At 44.9% G+C, this 15,943-nt stretch carries 21 protein-coding genes; 10 read left to right on the plus strand and 11 right to left on the minus strand.

Features of this window, described 5'->3' with window-relative positions; all coding sequences use genetic code 11:
• The first annotated feature begins 48 nt into the window (after window positions 1-48).
• Together OAG1_RS20925 and OAG1_RS20930 are read left to right on the plus strand one after the other, a co-directional pair.
• The gene (locus tag OAG1_RS20925; RefSeq protein WP_338622663.1) at window positions 49-1,098 is read left to right on the plus strand and encodes a glycosyltransferase family 9 protein; all 1,050 of its coding nucleotides are present in this window, start codon (window positions 49-51) and stop codon (window positions 1,096-1,098) included.
• Window positions 1,095-1,880 (plus strand): glycosyltransferase family 2 protein, encoded by a 786-nt coding sequence (locus OAG1_RS20930; protein WP_338622666.1) that lies wholly within the window; start codon window positions 1,095-1,097, stop codon window positions 1,878-1,880. Before OAG1_RS20925 ends, OAG1_RS20930 begins: the two co-directional genes overlap by 4 nt.
• A 2-nt stretch (window positions 1,881-1,882) precedes the next feature.
• On the opposite strand, the gene OAG1_RS20935 is transcribed toward OAG1_RS20930, so the two are convergent.
• Both OAG1_RS20935 and OAG1_RS20940 read right to left on the minus strand, forming a co-directional pair.
• Window positions 1,883-2,953, minus strand: coding sequence for a glycosyltransferase family 9 protein (locus OAG1_RS20935; protein ID WP_338622668.1), 1,071 nt, complete (start codon window positions 2,951-2,953; stop codon window positions 1,883-1,885).
• A 4-nt stretch (window positions 2,954-2,957) separates the two neighbouring features.
• The gene (locus tag OAG1_RS20940) at window positions 2,958-4,001 is read right to left on the minus strand and encodes a glycosyltransferase family 9 protein (RefSeq protein WP_338622670.1); all 1,044 of its coding nucleotides are present in this window, start codon (window positions 3,999-4,001) and stop codon (window positions 2,958-2,960) included.
• A 205-nt stretch (window positions 4,002-4,206) separates the two neighbouring features.
• Between OAG1_RS20940 and coaD the strand changes: the two genes are divergently transcribed.
• Window positions 4,207-4,689, plus strand: a complete 483-nt coding sequence (gene coaD, locus OAG1_RS20945) for a pantetheine-phosphate adenylyltransferase (RefSeq protein ID WP_338622672.1) — start codon at window positions 4,207-4,209, stop codon at window positions 4,687-4,689.
• 5 nt (window positions 4,690-4,694) lie between these two features.
• Here the strand turns inward: coaD and mutM are convergent, their stop codons facing one another.
• The 5 genes from mutM to radC form a co-directional block, all read right to left on the minus strand.
• A complete protein-coding gene (gene mutM / locus OAG1_RS20950; RefSeq protein WP_338622674.1) occupies window positions 4,695-5,507 on the minus strand; it encodes a bifunctional DNA-formamidopyrimidine glycosylase/DNA-(apurinic or apyrimidinic site) lyase in 813 nt (270 codons plus the stop codon).
• Window positions 5,500-5,967: a hypothetical protein gene (locus OAG1_RS20955; RefSeq protein ID WP_338622676.1), complete on the minus strand. Its 468-nt coding sequence runs from the start codon at window positions 5,965-5,967 to the stop codon at window positions 5,500-5,502. Before OAG1_RS20955 ends, mutM begins: the two co-directional genes overlap by 8 nt.
• Before the next feature lie 139 nt (window positions 5,968-6,106).
• The gene (rpmG, locus tag OAG1_RS20960) at window positions 6,107-6,274 is read right to left on the minus strand and encodes a 50S ribosomal protein L33 (protein WP_016400149.1); all 168 of its coding nucleotides are present in this window, start codon (window positions 6,272-6,274) and stop codon (window positions 6,107-6,109) included.
• 11 nt (window positions 6,275-6,285) lie between these two features.
• A complete protein-coding gene (gene rpmB / locus OAG1_RS20965) occupies window positions 6,286-6,522 on the minus strand; it encodes a 50S ribosomal protein L28 (protein WP_016400150.1) in 237 nt (78 codons plus the stop codon).
• Window positions 6,523-6,655: 133 nt separating this feature from the next.
• On the minus strand, window positions 6,656-7,330 hold the full coding sequence (radC, locus tag OAG1_RS20970; RefSeq protein ID WP_221075328.1) for a DNA repair protein RadC: 675 nt from the start codon (window positions 7,328-7,330) through the stop codon (window positions 6,656-6,658).
• Between the two features lie 131 nt (window positions 7,331-7,461).
• Here radC and coaBC point away from each other — a divergent pair, with 131 nt between their 5' ends.
• The 4 genes from coaBC (at window position 7,462) to mscS (ending at window position 10,742) form a co-directional block, all read left to right on the plus strand.
• Window positions 7,462-8,670, plus strand: coding sequence for a bifunctional phosphopantothenoylcysteine decarboxylase/phosphopantothenate--cysteine ligase CoaBC (coaBC, locus tag OAG1_RS20975; protein WP_338622681.1), 1,209 nt, complete (start codon window positions 7,462-7,464; stop codon window positions 8,668-8,670).
• Window positions 8,671-8,683: 13 nt separating this feature from the next.
• Window positions 8,684-9,139 (plus strand): dUTP diphosphatase, encoded by a 456-nt coding sequence (dut, locus tag OAG1_RS20980; protein ID WP_221075330.1) that lies wholly within the window; start codon window positions 8,684-8,686, stop codon window positions 9,137-9,139.
• Window positions 9,140-9,190: 51 nt separating this feature from the next.
• Window positions 9,191-9,784, plus strand: a complete 594-nt coding sequence (gene slmA, locus OAG1_RS20985; RefSeq protein WP_016400155.1) for a nucleoid occlusion factor SlmA — start codon at window positions 9,191-9,193, stop codon at window positions 9,782-9,784.
• 127 nt (window positions 9,785-9,911) lie between these two features.
• Window positions 9,912-10,742: a small-conductance mechanosensitive channel MscS gene (gene mscS / locus OAG1_RS20990; protein WP_016400156.1), complete on the plus strand. Its 831-nt coding sequence runs from the start codon at window positions 9,912-9,914 to the stop codon at window positions 10,740-10,742.
• A 64-nt stretch (window positions 10,743-10,806) separates the two neighbouring features.
• Here the strand turns inward: mscS and OAG1_RS20995 are convergent, their stop codons facing one another.
• Entirely contained in the window at window positions 10,807-11,262 is a 456-nt protein-coding gene (locus OAG1_RS20995) for a hypothetical protein (RefSeq protein WP_338622685.1), read from the minus strand.
• Between the two features lie 217 nt (window positions 11,263-11,479).
• On the opposite strand from OAG1_RS20995, the gene OAG1_RS21000 reads away from it, so the two are divergent.
• On the plus strand, window positions 11,480-12,157 hold the full coding sequence (locus OAG1_RS21000; protein WP_152785288.1) for a potassium channel family protein: 678 nt from the start codon (window positions 11,480-11,482) through the stop codon (window positions 12,155-12,157).
• Window positions 12,158-12,217: 60 nt separating this feature from the next.
• Here the strand turns inward: OAG1_RS21000 and OAG1_RS21005 are convergent, their stop codons facing one another.
• From OAG1_RS21005 to rph, 3 genes are all read right to left on the minus strand, one after another.
• Window positions 12,218-12,808 (minus strand): hypothetical protein, encoded by a 591-nt coding sequence (locus tag OAG1_RS21005; RefSeq protein ID WP_338622688.1) that lies wholly within the window; start codon window positions 12,806-12,808, stop codon window positions 12,218-12,220.
• A gap of 180 nt (window positions 12,809-12,988) precedes the next feature.
• The gene (gene pyrE, locus OAG1_RS21010) at window positions 12,989-13,633 is read right to left on the minus strand and encodes an orotate phosphoribosyltransferase (protein WP_152785284.1); all 645 of its coding nucleotides are present in this window, start codon (window positions 13,631-13,633) and stop codon (window positions 12,989-12,991) included.
• Between the two features lie 13 nt (window positions 13,634-13,646).
• Window positions 13,647-14,363, minus strand: coding sequence for a ribonuclease PH (rph, locus tag OAG1_RS21015; protein WP_338622692.1), 717 nt, complete (start codon window positions 14,361-14,363; stop codon window positions 13,647-13,649).
• 126 nt (window positions 14,364-14,489) lie between these two features.
• On the opposite strand from rph, the gene OAG1_RS21020 reads away from it, so the two are divergent.
• Entirely contained in the window at window positions 14,490-15,350 is an 861-nt protein-coding gene (locus OAG1_RS21020; RefSeq protein WP_137675385.1) for a YicC/YloC family endoribonuclease, read from the plus strand.
• Window positions 15,351-15,518: 168 nt separating this feature from the next.
• Window positions 15,519-15,878 (plus strand): DUF6172 family protein, encoded by a 360-nt coding sequence (locus OAG1_RS21025; protein ID WP_338622696.1) that lies wholly within the window; start codon window positions 15,519-15,521, stop codon window positions 15,876-15,878.
• The last annotated feature ends 65 nt before the right edge of the window (window positions 15,879-15,943 follow it).

Below are 15,943 nucleotides of genomic sequence, written 5' to 3' on the forward strand. Positions count from 1 at the left end.
AAGCTGCAAAAAGCATAATACTTAAGAAAATCCGCCACTTTTGCCATAATGACCAAACAGCAAACCACCTTAAAAGTCTGTATTTTACGCCTATCTGCCATCGGCGACGTCTGTAATGCTTTGGCTGTTGTTCAGCAACTTCAAAACAGTTACCCAAATGCCGATGTCACCTGGGTATGTGGCAAAGCTGAAGCACAGTTATTGGCTGCCTTCAGCAATATAAAACTAGTTGTATACAACAAAAAAGATGGCTTAAAAGGCATGCTCGCTATTAAACGAGAGCTTAAGAACCAGCAATTTGATGTATTGCTGCACATGCAAGCAGCACTGCGCGCTAGCTTGTTAAGTTGCTGCATTCGCGCAAAACGTAAAATTGGTTTTGACAAAAGCCGCGCTAAAGATGGCCAGTGGCTATTTACTAACGAGAAAATTGCTCCGGCTAATTCGGCCCATGTATTAGATGGCTTTCTGCAATTTTTATTGCCACTAGGAATAGGTATTCAGGCCCCAAGTTGGCACGTGCCACTCTCAGAAGCCGACCAAGATACCGCAAAACAATTGCTGGCCAGTTCCAGTAAGCATATCGTGATCTGTCCGGCTGCTAGCAAAGCCTATAAAAATTGGACTTTGCAAGGTTATGCAGGCATCGCCCAATACGCGCTCGAACAAGGCTACCAAGTGAGTTTAATCGGCAGCCCGGCTAGCATTGAAGTTGCGCTAAGTGAGCAAATTAACCAAGCCTGCCAAGGCAAACTGAACAACCTTTGTGGAAAAACCAACTTAAGCCAGCTTTGGGCACTCATTGCCCAAGCAGATCTGCTAATATCGCCAGATACCGGCCCTGCTCATATGGCGGTAGCGGTAAATACACCCGTTCTAGGACTATATGCTCACCACAACCCGCAACGCACCGGTCCTTATCATTATCGAGATTACGTGGTGAGCGTATGGCAAACACTGATTGAAAAAGAACAAGGCAAACCCGCAGCTCAGCTTAGTTGGCGCAGCAGAGTTAAAGATCCCAAAGCAATGCAATACATCACCCTTGACGCGGTGATTGAGATGTTTGAATTGATTAAAAAAGAGCAACAATTATGAGCGAAATGAATCAACAAGCCACAGTAACAGCTATCATTATCGCTAAAAACGAGTCGCTAAACCTTAAAGACTGTATTAACTCATTAACTTGGGCGGACACAGTGATTGTCTTTGACTCTGGCAGTACCGACAACAGTCAAGAGATTGCAGAACAGCTTGGTGCTGAGTTTCACCAAAATGTCGATTGGCAAGGTTTTGGCAACCAGCGCCAGCTAGCCCAACAAAAAGTCAGCACTGATTGGTGTTTCTGGATAGATGCCGATGAGCGGGTCACACCAGAATTAGCAAGTTCGATACAAAAGGCTTTAAAGAGCGATAACAAAACCATCTACAGTGTCGCCCGACGCTCCTGGGTATTTGGCCGATTTTTGTCTCATAGCGGCTGGTATCCCGATAAAGTACTAAGGCTTCACCCTACTCAACTAACCCAATACAACGATGCTTTAGTGCACGAAAAACTCGTTATTCCAGAAGAAAGTAAAGTTAAACATCTATCTGGCGACTTACTGCATTACACTTATGACTCAATACATCATTATTTAGTAAAATCTGCTGGTTATGCCAAAGCTTGGGCCGATCAACGAGAGGCCAAAGGCAAACGCGCAACATTAGGGCAAGGCATAACGCACGCTATAGGTTGCTTTGCAAAAATGTATTTACTCAAGCGAGGCTTTTTAGATGGTAAGGCGGGCTTTTTAATTGCAATACTGTCGGCGCATTCAACCTTTGTTAAGTACGCCGATTTATGGGCACGAGAAAACGACAGCCATTACAAAAAGTAAACTTACTGAAGTTTAAGTTCTTCCAACAATTTAGCTGCATCTATAGCAGCTAGATCAGTCACATTGACCGCATGTTCTCCTAAGCAGCCATATTGCGCCACATTGGTCACGGAAAACAACCCTACACAATAAGCGCCAGCAGAGCTTGCTAAGTGCAACGGGCCGGTGTCACCACAGAAAAACAAGGGTACTTGCTGCAAAAACGCAGCAAGCTTTCGCAAATCACTATTTGAGTATGTGAACTCCGCGTCTACTAATGGCTTGGCGACATCAGGGCTCAGAATTTCAATAACGTTTAACTCCCCACCATAATGCTTTTTGAACTTGTCTAACAAGATCTGCCAATCTTTATCAGCAATGACTTTGGCTCCCCGAGCACCTCTAAAATAAGCTAGGCAGGGTTTATTATTATGGCCTATCAACCCATTTAGCTCGTTACGAGCGTGTTGTTGTTCAAACTCACTTAACACCAAACGAGCATAATAATCACTAGGCTCCACCTGATGTAATTGCTCTAGAAGCTCCATACAACCTAAAGCATAGTGTTTATAGCGGCGCGTTTGCTTGAAAGTATGGCTACAAACGGCACCGTTAACTTTATCATCGTACCCATAAACATTTTTGGCCGTCACTAATGCTGTGACTATGCGATCGCTCGAACCGCTGTAAGGTATTAACACCACATCATAAACTTGTTTACGCAATTGGCGCATAGTGGCGAAAAAACCTGAAATAGTTTTTAAACCAAATTGCGAATAATGAATTTTACTTAAGCCTAAATTTTCGAAAACTTGGCCTTGCCAAGGATCGGTAAGTAATAGCTCCACTTCCGCATCGGGATACATTTCTATCACTTTGTTTACGTAAGGCAGTAGGAAAAACATGTTACCAATGCGCTTGTTATTTCGCACAATGAGTACTCGGTTCACCTCTTGCGGCTCAAGCATTTGCTGCTGACGCCCTTTACGGCCACCAATTAGCTTTAAAAATGCAGCCTCTAGAGCCACTGAATTATTGCGACGCTTCGCATCAAACTGTCGCAGCGCCGTTCTTATCTTTTTTAATACGCTCATCGTTTTATTCTGCTACTTCTTTTGTTTGCAGCTTTTGCCACCACAAATTAATTTTAACCGCTGAGTCACTCACATTAATCAAACTCATATCTTCTTGAGTAAGCTCACCTGCCGGCGGTGAGAAAGAAATATGTCGGCCTTGGCTATTAAGAGGCTGCCAACGCAAAGGTGTTGCACTGCGACGACTAGGGAAAAAGCCAACAGTTGGCACATCTAAAGCCCCTGCAATATGCAGCGGCCCGGTTGAACCTGCAATAAATACGTCAGCACAGGCCAATACTTCACAAAAGGTTTTTAAGCCCTCTTCTGAATAATATAGCTGACTAGACACCTCTGCAGTATCTAACTGATTTACCAACTCTTGGGCGGCGATTAACTCGCCAGGCCCTGCAGTAATCACAAAGTGTAACTCGGGCTTAAGTTTAGCCAGACAATCAATCAAACTAAAATACTGCTCAATGCTTAAGTTATTTGCCGAGCCACCACTGCCAATATGTACCATTGCTAAGGATTTAGCATCCAACTCGGCAAACTCAGCCTGCTTACGTTTAGCAATTTGCTCAGCGCTAAACTGCAAATAAGGACTAGTAGGCTCTAGCGGGTTGACTTGCAACTTAGTTAAAAAAGCGCGAGTAAGCTCTAAGTTGTATTCAAATTCAGGTTTTCGAGATTGAGAGCGGCGTTGCTTTACTCGGTGATTATACAAAAACTGAGCAAGCTTAGTGGCAGGTGCACAGCGTAATTTAATACCAGCGCGTACGCCCAACCAAGCGTTACGCATTGTCGAGAACAAGCACAAATAACCATCAAAGTGCAGTTGCTTCACCTCATTAAGTAGTGCAGCTTGCTCGCCAGCATCACCATCAGCTCCGCAATCAATAATTACCTTGTCAATCCAAGGGCAAAGCTCTGCGAGAGGAGCGGTATAGCTAGGCACCAAAGCGCTTATTTCACAATTAGGTAATGAAGCTTTTAGCAGCGCAAAGCTAGGCCATGCCAGCATAAAGTCGCCAATTTTGTCGTTTCGCACTACCAACAGTTTTTGCATGTGTTTGTCCCAATCATTAAGCCTGCGCATTGTGACCAATCTTGCACTCGGGCTCAAGAATTTTCCCCAAGCCTGTGAGCTAGTTAGCTCAAGCAGCTTAAGTAAATCTTTTCCCGAACCTTTTAACAGGATTTAGCGTGAATACCTGCATCTTCTGAAAGCTTGGGGTTATAATCCAGCTAACATTAATTTTTGGCATAGCTTCATGACAACTCGGGTAATTTATCCTGGCACCTTTGATCCAGTGACCAACGGCCATAGCGATTTAATCCAACGCGCGGCGCGTATGTTTGACACAGTAATTGTGGCGGTTGCCGCCAGCCCCAGTAAACAACCTCTGTTTAGCTTAGAAGAAAGGGTTAAGTTGCTGGAGCAAACGATTAGTGCCAATACCAATATAGAAGTGATTGGTTTTACCGGCTTATTGGTAGATTTAGCCAAACAACAAAATGCCAACGTATTATTACGAGGCTTGCGCACCGGTTCTGATTTTGAATATGAGATGCAGCTAGCCGACATGAACCGCCAACTGGATCCCAACTTAGAAAGCGTGTTTCTTACACCAGGCGAGGGGGTGAGTTTTATTTCCTCCACCCTGATTAAAGAAGTAGCCAAACATGGCGGCGAAATAGAACGCTTTGTTGCGCCACATGTCGCTCAAGCCGTCAGTAAGAAACTCGCTAAATAAAAAAGCTAGCGCTGACAGTGCGGGCAAAAGAAGGTATTGCGCTGGCCAATACGTAATGCCTTAATCAGCTCCCCGCAAGTATCGCAAGCTTCGCCTTCTCTGCCATATACCGCTAAGGTTTGCTTAAAGTAGCCAGGCTTGCCATCGGCATTGGTAAAATCTTTAAGGCTAGTGCCACCTTGTTCAATGGCTTCCGCCAACACTTGTTTGATGTTGTCGCTAAGCATCTCTAGGCGCACTTTGCTCACTTTGTTAGCAGCACGTTTAGGGTGGATGCCCGTTCTAAACAAAGCCTCGTTGGCGTAGATATTACCTACGCCAACGACCACTTTGTTATCCATGATAAATTGCTTAATCGCCACACTGCGCTTGCTGGCTTGCTCAATTAAATACTTAGCTGAGAACTCATCATGTAAGGGCTCTGGACCCAAATTAACCAATAAATTATGCTGCTCAATGGGTAGCTGACTAAACAGTACACAGCCAAAACGACGAGGATCGTTAAGCCTAAGCACTTTTCCATTTGCTAATACTATATCTACATGGTCATGTTTTTCGGCTGCTAGGCCTTGCTCAACAATTCGCAAACTACCCGACATGCCTAAGTGAATAATGATGTGGCCAGCTTCTGTTTCTAGGAGCAAATACTTAGCTCGCCGTGTTACCGACAAAATTGCTAAACCCACACAGCACTGGATCAACTCAGGCACTGGCCAGCGTAATTTAGGCTGGCGAACCACTATTTCGCTAATCACTTGTTTTTCGATATGCGGGCTAATCCCGCGGCGGCTGGTTTCTACCTCTGGTAACTCAGGCATCGGGTGAACTCATCGTTGGGAAAAGAGCATGGTAGCTATCGCTATCCACAGACAAAAGCTGGCCTTGCCAGTTAGTAAGCCAATGCTGCTCGCCCAAGCTAAATAAGGTGAGCTCAAGTGGCACGGCTGAGTTGGCTAGGTAAACCATTATGCTACGGCTAGTTGCTGCGCCACCTAAAGCATCCTGCCAAGGTTCTAGTTGAATATGTAACCATGCATCAATAACAGCTATCGAACGCTCTAGAGGGGGTTCGCTGCGCCATTGAGTGCCAACCCGCTCTATTACCACGCTCGGCAATTCAATCCGCAAAATAGTGGCTCCCTGCGGCAATAACTGACCAACCGCCATTTGCTCGCTTGGGGCGGCCTGTTCATTCATTTCTACGTATTTGAAAATCAAAATCATCGAGGCAACAGCAAATATGATGATGTTATTCCAGCCTCTGCGGCTCATTTTCATCGAGATTCTCCTTTAATTAGGAGCATCATAAGCGGGAAGTCTTTGGTGAGTAAAGGGCACTAGGTTGTTGTAGCCACTAAAAAACAGGCAAAAAAAAGCCCAGCCTAAGCTGAGCTTCTTGATTCATTAAAGCCAAAATCTATTTGATTTTGCCTTCTTTGTACATAACGTGCTTACGAACAACAGGATCAAATTTTTTGATCTCCATTTTTTCAGGCATGTTACGTTTGTTCTTATCAGTGGTGTAGAAGTGACCAGTGCCAGCTGATGAGTTCAAACGAATTTTTTCGCGAATACCTTTAGCCATTTCTTAGTTCCTTATACCTTCTCACCACGACCACGCATCTCAGCTAAAACAGCGTCGATACCTTTTTTGTCGATGATGCGCATACCTTTAGTTGATACGCGTAATTTAACAAAACGTTTCTCAGTCTCAACCCAAAAACGGTGAGATTGAAGGTTAGGCAAAAAACGACGACGAGTGCGGTTTTTTGCGTGTGATACGTTGTTACCAACAGCTGGTTTCTTACCAGTAACTTGGCATACTCTAGACATGTCAGTCTTCTCCAAATATGTACTTCTGCTCGAGCATCTGTTCATGCCCCGTTAGGCCGTCGCCCGGGACGACAGAAAGGCCGCATTTTATACAGGAAATAGAACCCTAGATCAACTAAAAATTGAACAAAGATCAGATCCAACCGCGCTCGGCGAAAGACACAGTCTCTCCACAGCCGACTACAACATGGTCTAAAACTCGCACATCAATCAGTGCTAAGGCCTTGATTAATTTGGTAGTAATTTGCTTATCAGCCAAACTTGGCTCTGCCACACCCGAGGGGTGATTATGGGCAAATATTACTGCAGCAGCATTTTTTTCTAATACTCGCTGTACCACCACCCGTGGATAAACACTGGCGGCATCAATCGTTCCGAAAAATAGCGGCGCGAATTGTACCACTCGATGCTGATTATCCAATAGCAATATTGCAAATACTTCACGTTGTTGGTGAGATAATTCCATAGAAAGGTAGTTTTTTGCCGATTCGGCGCTATCTAACACACTATTTTCACTAATATCGGCCAGCAAATAACGTCGACTCATTTCTATCGAAGCATGTAATTGTGCAAATTTTGCACTACCCAAACCTTTTTCTGCGCAAAACTGCTGATGATCGGCAGCTAATACCGCTCGCAAAGAGCCAAACTGAGCGAGTAAATGCTGAGCTAAACTCACTGCATCTAGTCCGGCACATCCTACTCGCAAAAAAATCGCCAGTAACTCAGCATCACTTAAACTTTGGGCACCACTATTTAATAACTTTTCTCTCGGCCGTTGTTCGGCCGGCCAATCACAAATTGCCATGCATTCTAATAACTAATGAATGAATCAATAAAAACAAGCGTAGTCGAAACTGCTGGCTTGTGTATGCGGAGATCTTAAGTTTTGTGATAGGCTTGCCGATATCAAACTGAGATTATCGAAGCGGTATCAGCATGTTAACGGGAAAGAAGATTCTACTCGCGATTACAGGCGGGATTGCGGCATACAAAATGCCAGAGTTGGTGCGTCGTCTAAAAGAGCAAGGCGCAGAAGTAAAAGTGGTAATGACCAACCACGCCACCCACTTTATTACTCCCTTAACGCTACAGGCAGTATCTGGCGAACCAGTAGGCTTGGAGGTAGTCGACCCTGCTCAAGAGGCATCCATGGGCCACATCGCCTATGCTAAATGGCCAGATTTAGTATTGATGGCACCTGCTACCGCCAATAGCATTGCTAAGTTTACCCATGGTTTGGCCGACGAGTTAGTAAGCACATTGATGCTAGCAACTGCCGCCCCTATTGCCATTGCGCCAGCAATGAACCAACAAATGTACCAAGCTGCTGCTACTCAGGCTAATTTAAGCCAGCTTAAGCAACGCCAAGTGCATATATGGGGCCCAGCCCAAGGCGAACAAGCCTGTGGCGATGTAGGCCCAGGTAGGATGCTTGAGCCCGCTCAGCTGCTCACTCACATTAACGAGTTTTTTGCTCCCAAATCCCCAGCGCTACTAAAAGACGTAAATGTGATGATTACCGCCGGCCCAACTCGAGAAGCGATTGATCCGGTGCGTTATATAAGCAATCACAGCTCCGGTAAAATGGGTTTTGCTTTAGCCGCTGCTGCCGAACAACTTGGCGCCAAGGTGACGGTAGTTTCAGGCCCGGTGAACTTAAATACACCAGCTGGCGTTAATAAGGTGGCGGTAAATACTGCCCAACAAATGCTCGACGCAACACTAAATCAAGTCGCAAGCTGTGATATTTTCATCGCTTGCGCAGCAGTTGCCGACTACCGAGTAGCCAATGTTGCTGAACAAAAAATCAAGAAAACCGACAACAGCGACGAAATGCAGTTACGTTTGGTGAAAAATCCAGATATTGTAGCCACCATTGCTGGATTAGCTAACAAACCCTTTACGGTGGGTTTTGCTGCTGAAACACAAGATGTAACTCATTACGCACAAGATAAAATGGCGCGAAAAAACCTAGACATGATCGCCGCCAACGACGTATCAAAGCCCGAACAAGGCTTTAATAGTGAGCAAAATGCCTTATCGGTATTTTGGCCAACTGGCCATCAGCAATTAGACCTCGCTGATAAATCAGAATTGGCACAACAATTAATGGCATTAATCGCCAAGCAGTACGCTGCACAATAATCAAAACAAAAAAATGAAACAAATAGCACTAAAAATACTAGACCAAAGAATTGGCACTACTTTTCCAATGCCAGAATACGCGACACCAGGTTCAGCAGGTATGGATTTACGCGCCTGCTTAGACCAAGCCATAACATTAGCCCCCGGCCAAACCGAGCTAATTCCTACTGGCTTAGCGATTCATATTGCCGATCCTACTCTTGCTGCCACCATTTTACCGCGTTCTGGCCTTGGCCATAAGCACGGCATTGTTCTGGGTAACCTCGTTGGACTGATCGATTCCGACTACCAAGGACAATTAATGGTGTCTTGTTGGAACCGCGGACAAACTACTTTTACCATCGAACCGGGCGAGCGCATCGCCCAGTTAGTATTTGTGCCAGTGGTACAAGCTAGCTTCGAAATAGTAGAAGATTTTGCCGCTAGCCAGCGTGGTGAAGGTGGATTTGGCCATTCCGGTACAAAGTAAACGGTTCTCAAGTAGTACGCTAATAGACTAATAAAAAGGATTACCATAACCATGGCGGGAAAACCAAAAAGCAATCGCCGCGAACAAATTCTGCAGGCGCTGGCGCGCATGTTAGAAACCAGCCACGGACAACGCATCACCACTGCAAGCCTAGCCAAAGAAGTAGGCGTATCAGAAGCTGCTTTGTATCGTCACTTTCCCAGCAAAGCTAGGATGTTTGAAGGCTTAATAGAGTTTATCGAAGAAACCTTGCTATCACGCATTAATCTGATTCAGGAAGAACAAAAAGATACCTTAAATCGCTGCCAGCACATACTCATGCTATTACTGGGTTTTGCCGAGCGCAATCCCGGCTTAAGCCGCATTTTAACTGGCGATGCCTTACAAGGTGAGCACGAGCGTTTACGCGCCAGAGTCAGCATTTTGTTCGACAAAATTGAAGTGCAACTTAAACAAGTATTACGCGAGCGTAGGCTACGTGAAGGACAAGGCTTCTTAATTGAAGAAAACAGCCTAGCTACCTTGTTACTGGCCTATACCGAAGGACGCATTAGCCAATACGTGCGCAGTGAATTTAAGCTAGAACCTACCGCCCAATTTGACACTCACTGGGGCTTTTTAAAGCAGCAGCTAGTGCAAAGCTAAGCGCTTAATAGGCCTGCTAAATTCCCCGGCAGGCCTTATACCTTTCTGTAAAAAATCTAGACACTTGTTTGTATTAAAAAAGCTGCTAAATTTGTAGCTAATTTCACTCCATAAGAAGGCTTAACACATGGACGTATTTACCGAAGGTACCAGTTGGTTTGAGAACAACCAAGACCTACTAATGCAATACGCAATCAACATTGCTGCTGCTATCGCCATTTTGTTTGTTGGTATGATCGTTGCGCGCGTAATGGCGTCAAGCGTAGAAAAACTAATGAACGCTCGCAAATTAGATACAACAATTAGTCACTTTGTTGGCTCAATGGTGAAATACATCATTATTGCCTTTGTGATTATTGCTGCGCTATCACGCATTGGTATTCAAACCGCTTCGTTTGTTGCCATTATTGGTGCCGCTGGTTTAGCTGTTGGTTTGGCCTTGCAAGGGTCATTGTCTAACTTTGCAGCAGGTGTACTTATTATTGGTTTCCGCCCATTCAAAGCCGGTGATTTTGTAGAGATTGCGGGTACAGCGGGTTCGGTAGCATCAGTGCAAATCTTCACCACCGTGTTAAAAACGCCTGACAACAAACAAATTGTTGTACCAAATGGCGCGGTCTTAGGCGGTAACATTGTTAACTACTCTACCCATCCTACCCGTCGTGTAGACTTGGTGGTTGGAGTTAGCTACAACGCCGATTTAGCTAAAACTAAAGCGATACTACGCGAAGTATGTGAAGCAGACTCTCGTGTATTAAAAGATCCAGACATCACTATTGGTGTAAGCGAATTGGCCGACAGCTCAGTGAACCTAGTCGTTCGCCCATGGGTAAATAGCGCCGATTACTGGGGAGCTTACTTTGACCTAAACGAGAACATCAAAGTGGCTCTAGATAATGCTGGCATCGAAATTCCATTCCCACAAATGGATGTTCACTTGGATAAAGTCGCCAGCTAATAGGCTGCTTTATACCAAATAAAAAGCACAGCCTAGGCTGTGCTTTTTTGTGCCCTACTTTTGACTAAATATCATCTAAGCGATGAGTGGCATGCACCATTTGCTGTTGGCGTTTTTCTTGGTGTTCAATCAAGTTAGCTAAAAACTGCCTCGCCCCTAACATGGTTAACTCATCTTTAGCTAAGCGTAATAAGCTTAAAGACTGCTCACTAAGCTCCAAGGCCAAATTGCTTACATCATCACTGCTAATATCGGCTGGTTGACTCAGCTTAGCCATATAGTCCAATAAATCTTTTTCCACGCGAATGTCGGTCCAAGTCTCTAACAACTCAGGTTTGGCCTGGCTAACAAAATCCTGTAAATGCTCAGCATTTTCTCGCTCTTGATGTTGCAAGTAAGCCAGTAACATGCGCACTCGCTCTGCATCGCTATTTAACTCCAAGCGCCGATATAGGGCCATCATTGCTTCACGGCACGATACAAAGTGCTCTAGCAGCAGTTTTAGTTGATTAAATCGCATATCTGCTCTCCCGTGTAACTGGTGATAATTACAGTGTAGAAGCTAGCTTTTCATCTGTTTTAGCTAAGCAATCTTGGCTTGATTTACATCAAAATGAACACTCAATAAACTGCATAGTTGCGAGCTATCGCAAGCTTTTGTCAGCAATAGAATAAGTAAGCAGTTCGTCAGCAAATTTGCTAAATTATTAACTAAACCATTGATATAGGTTAGCTACATGAAAAAGCTCATGGATTGGAGCGAAAAGAACAACTTCTACTTTCTTACCATTGCTTTGGTGGGTTACATCTTTCTCGCCGCGTGCTTAGATCAATTCTGGCAGGGAGACGGTTTTAGGTTTTTACAAATAGCCATGGTACTGGTGCTAGCCGCTGGAGTGTGGCAGGCCAAAGGCAAACGCTTATGGTATGTAACGGGCATCGGCTTCTTATTCACCACCTCGGTACTGGCTTTTTTTAGTTATTGGTTTGAAGCAGAAGGCTTAGTGAGTTTATATCTCACCATTGTGTTCTGTTATTTGGTATTAACTACCTGGACGGCTTTGAAACAGGTGCTATTTACCGGCCATATAGATAGCAACAAGATCGTGGGTGCAATCTGTATCTTTTTATTGATAGGCCTAGGCTGGGCGCATTTATATACCATTTTAAACTTTTGGTTAAATGACGCATTTAACGGGGTGCCCAAAGAGCATTGGAGCACCCAAATGACCGACTTCATCTACTTTAGCTTTGTTACGCTAACTACCCTAGGGTACGGCGAAATCACCCCTAATACGCCTATCTCCCGCTTTTTTACTTTTAGCGAAGCAGTGTTTGGCCAATTCTACATGGCAATATTGGTAGCAAGCTTAGTGGGCGCAAGAATGTCGGAGCGCGAGAGCGAACGAGACTAGCGAAACCAAGGCTGCTTAGGCAGAGACTAAACAACCTTTAAGTAGCCAATAAATCAGTGGCTACTTTTGTTTGGTGGCTATCATCATCGCAACAACACGTAGCGATAATGCCACCAGCATAAGAACGCTTGGCCCGCTTACCCCCTGCGCTTTAAGCAAGGTGGTATTGTTTTGAATCACCATGGTATTGCTGGTATTAGCAGTAGTAGACGCGCTTTTAGCCAAGCTTTCTATAGAGCTTAACAGCTGTTCATAAGAGCTAACCTCACCGGCTAACATATCCATCAACTCATAAGCTTTTTTGTCTTTAAACGGAGATTTAACCGACTCATCCTTAAGCTGTTTTGCAATCTTCTTCATCGCGCTGTTCACAGCCTCTTCTAAGCCATTCATATTAGCCAATTTGCTATTGGTTGATTGCTTAGCGCTAAAACGATGCTGCGGCGCAGCCTGTTTTTGTTGAGCGTTGCCAAAGTGCTGCACATTACTTTTAGATGATTTAATGGTTTTACTTAAATGCGCTAGTTTATCGGCCACCGCTTTCACTTTTTGCTCCCATTGAGCGTCGGTGTTGCGGTTTTTAATCGCGGTTAAGGCGTTTGACACGAGCAGAGAGATTTGAGTTTTTGTGGCATTTAGTTCAACAGACATGAGACTTCCTTAGTTCTCTGAATTACATGCAAATATCCTAATTAGTGGGGTATTAAACCCCAAGCCACGCTACTCTATCTTTTAAAAACAAAACCATCAATACACTAATGACAATTAACGTATTTTAGGTGCAAAAAAAGCGACTTAACAAAGCCGCCTTAGCTTTAGATATTATCAATGCTAAGCAATACCGTATTGCTCACGATAAGCGCTCACTGCCTCTAGTGCAGTTTGATTATCGCCTTGTTCTTCTAAGTAAGTGATTAAATCAGCCAACTTAACAATCGAAATAACCGTAGCGCTGTAATCGCGTTCAACTTCTTGAATTGCCGACAGCTCGCCTTTACCTTTCTCTTGGCGATCTAAGGCAATAAGCACGCCTGCTAACTCAGCGTTATGAGCATTAATAATGTCCATAGATTCACGAATCGCAGTGCCAGCAGTAATTACGTCATCCACCAACATTACTTTGCCTGCCAACTCAGAGCCAACCAAGCTGCCGCCTTCGCCATGAGTTTTAGCTTCTTTGCGATTAAAGCAGTAAGGCACATCTTTACCATGGTGCTCATCCAAGGCTACAACCGTTGTGGTAGCGATAGGAATACCTTTATACGCTGGGCCAAATACCAAGTCATAATCAATATTTGAGTCTTGTAGCGCCGCAGCGTAAAACTTGCCTAAGCGATTTAAATCTCTGCCTGTGTTAAACAAACCTGCATTAAAAAAGTACGGGCTAGTTCGGCCAGACTTTAAGGTAAATTCGCCAAACTTTAATACGCCTTTGGCTAAAGCAAATTCAATAAACTCTCGTTGATAAGCTTTCATTTTTCTCTCTCAATTACTTAGCTAGAGCTTCGCGCTGGGCAGTGTTAATTTGGCTAATACCCTCTTTAGCAAAGGCCAGCATTTCTAATAGTTCTTCATGGCTAAACGGTGCGCCCTCTGCAGTGCCTTGCACTTCAATCATGTTGCCGTCTTCACACATAACAACGTTCATGTCGGTTTCAGCTACGCTGTCTTCAGTGTATTCAAGATCACACACTACTTTGCCATCAACCACGCCTACCGATACTGCAGCAATAAGCTGCTTAAGTGGGCTAACTTTTAGTTTCTTCTGCTCCATCATCCACCAAATGGCATCTTGCAAGGCTACGCAAGCACCAGTAATAGCCGCAGTACGCGTACCGCCATCGGCCTGAATAACATCACAATCCACTACAATGGTGTATTCGCCAAGCGCTTCTAAATCAACTGCAGCACGTAGTGAGCGACCAATTAAACGTTGGATTTCTTGAGTACGACCACTTTGCTTACCACGAGCAGCTTCGCGGCCCATGCGGCTATGGGTAGAGCGCGGCAACATGCCATATTCAGCGGTAATCCAACCTTGGCCTTTACCTTTTAAGAAACGTGGCACACCATCGTCTACCGAGGCATTACATAGCACTTTAGTATCGCCAAACTCGACCAAAACAGAACCCTCGGCGTGCGCCGTGTAGTTTCGAGTAATAGTAATTGGACGCATTTGTTCAACAGCTCTTCCGTTCGGACGCATGGTAATAACCCTGTAATTTAAAATTCGCGGCTATTATATAGGCTTTTATCGTACTTGGTCACGCCTAGACTGACTAAGCGCCCAATAGCCGCTATAATCGAGCAAATTTATTAAGGGCATTCAACTATGATCCACAGCATGACAGGCTACGCACGCCACCAACTTAAAGGCGATTGGGGCAGTGCAACATGGGAAATTCGCAGCGTAAACCAACGTTACCTAGAAACTTACTGGCGCATGCCAGAACAGTTTCGCTCCCTAGAGCCAGTGCTGCGTGACAAAATCCGCAAGGCCCTACAGCGCGGTAAAGTTGAATGTAATCTGCGCTTCGAGGCCGACCAAGCCAACCGTGGCGAACTGCAGTTAAATAAAACCCTTGCCGAACAACTTATTCAAAATGCCGAATGGGTACAGCAGCAAGCGGGCGGGCAAATTAACCCAGTAGACATACTGCGCTGGCCTGGCGTAATGGAAACTCCAGAGCAAGACGCCGACGCGATTAGCAAAGAGCTACTCGCAGGCTGGCAAGAAGCGCTAACGGCGTTTATAGAAAGCCGTGCCAGCGAAGGGGCAAATACCGCAGTAATGATTACCACCCGCCTTGATAAAATTACCGAGCAAGTGGCATTTGTACGCGAGCAAATGCCAGCAGTGATGCAATGGCAGCGAGAGCGCTTAAAAACCCGTCTAGCCGATGTGATTGACGAGCTAGACCCACAGCGCATCGAGCAAGAAATGATTATGGTAGCGCAGAAAATTGATGTGGCTGAAGAGTTAGATCGCCTAGATTCACACGTAAGCGAAACGCAAAAAATCCTTAAAAAAGGCGGCGCCTGCGGCCGACGCCTCGATTTTATGATGCAAGAGTTTAACCGCGAAGCAAACACCCTAGCGTCTAAATCGATTAACGCCGAGATTACTCAAGCAGCTGTAGAGCTTAAAGTGCTAATCGAGCAAATGAGAGAACAGATCCAAAACCTCGAATAAACTAATCATAACCATAGCCTCAAAGCCTCTTACTCAAAGAGGCTTTGTTGCTTTCGACCTCGGCTATGCTGTGCTTTTGCAAACAATCTCGATTAAACCTTGCTCTATAGCCTAGAATCATTACAGTGTGCCTCCCTTTGCTACTTTCGGCAGTTTTCTAGGATTATTATGAAAAAGACTTATCCGCTTACTCACCCCAAGCTTAAATTGGCGCGCATTGTTGAAGCCGCTAAGTATGATGCTAAAAAATATATTCGCCGCGAGAAGAACAAAACCTTGCCTGCCGGTGCCGATTTTTGGGCCTTTGATTGTAAGTACGGCCCAACTCAAGAAGAAGCAGAAGAGATCCACGTTTCGCAAATTAATGCTTGTATGGATAAAGCCGAGCAGCAGCAATTGCCATCGTTTTACTTAGAGATTATGGCAAAACCCGCCAATCGCCCAGAAAAGCCAGATGTGGAAGAATCGTCAGACCTTGACGATATAATCGCTGACGCAGAGCAAGAGCTAGATAGAGACGCCGAGTAAAATTTGGCTCTCTAGAAAACGGAAATGCGGTGTTTAGTGCTTATATACGGTTAAACACAGACGCT

Origin of the sequence: Agarivorans sp. OAG1, assembly GCF_037076485.1 — a bacterium.
In the GTDB taxonomy this organism is placed as follows: Bacteria; Pseudomonadota; Gammaproteobacteria; order Enterobacterales; family Celerinatantimonadaceae; genus Agarivorans; species Agarivorans albus.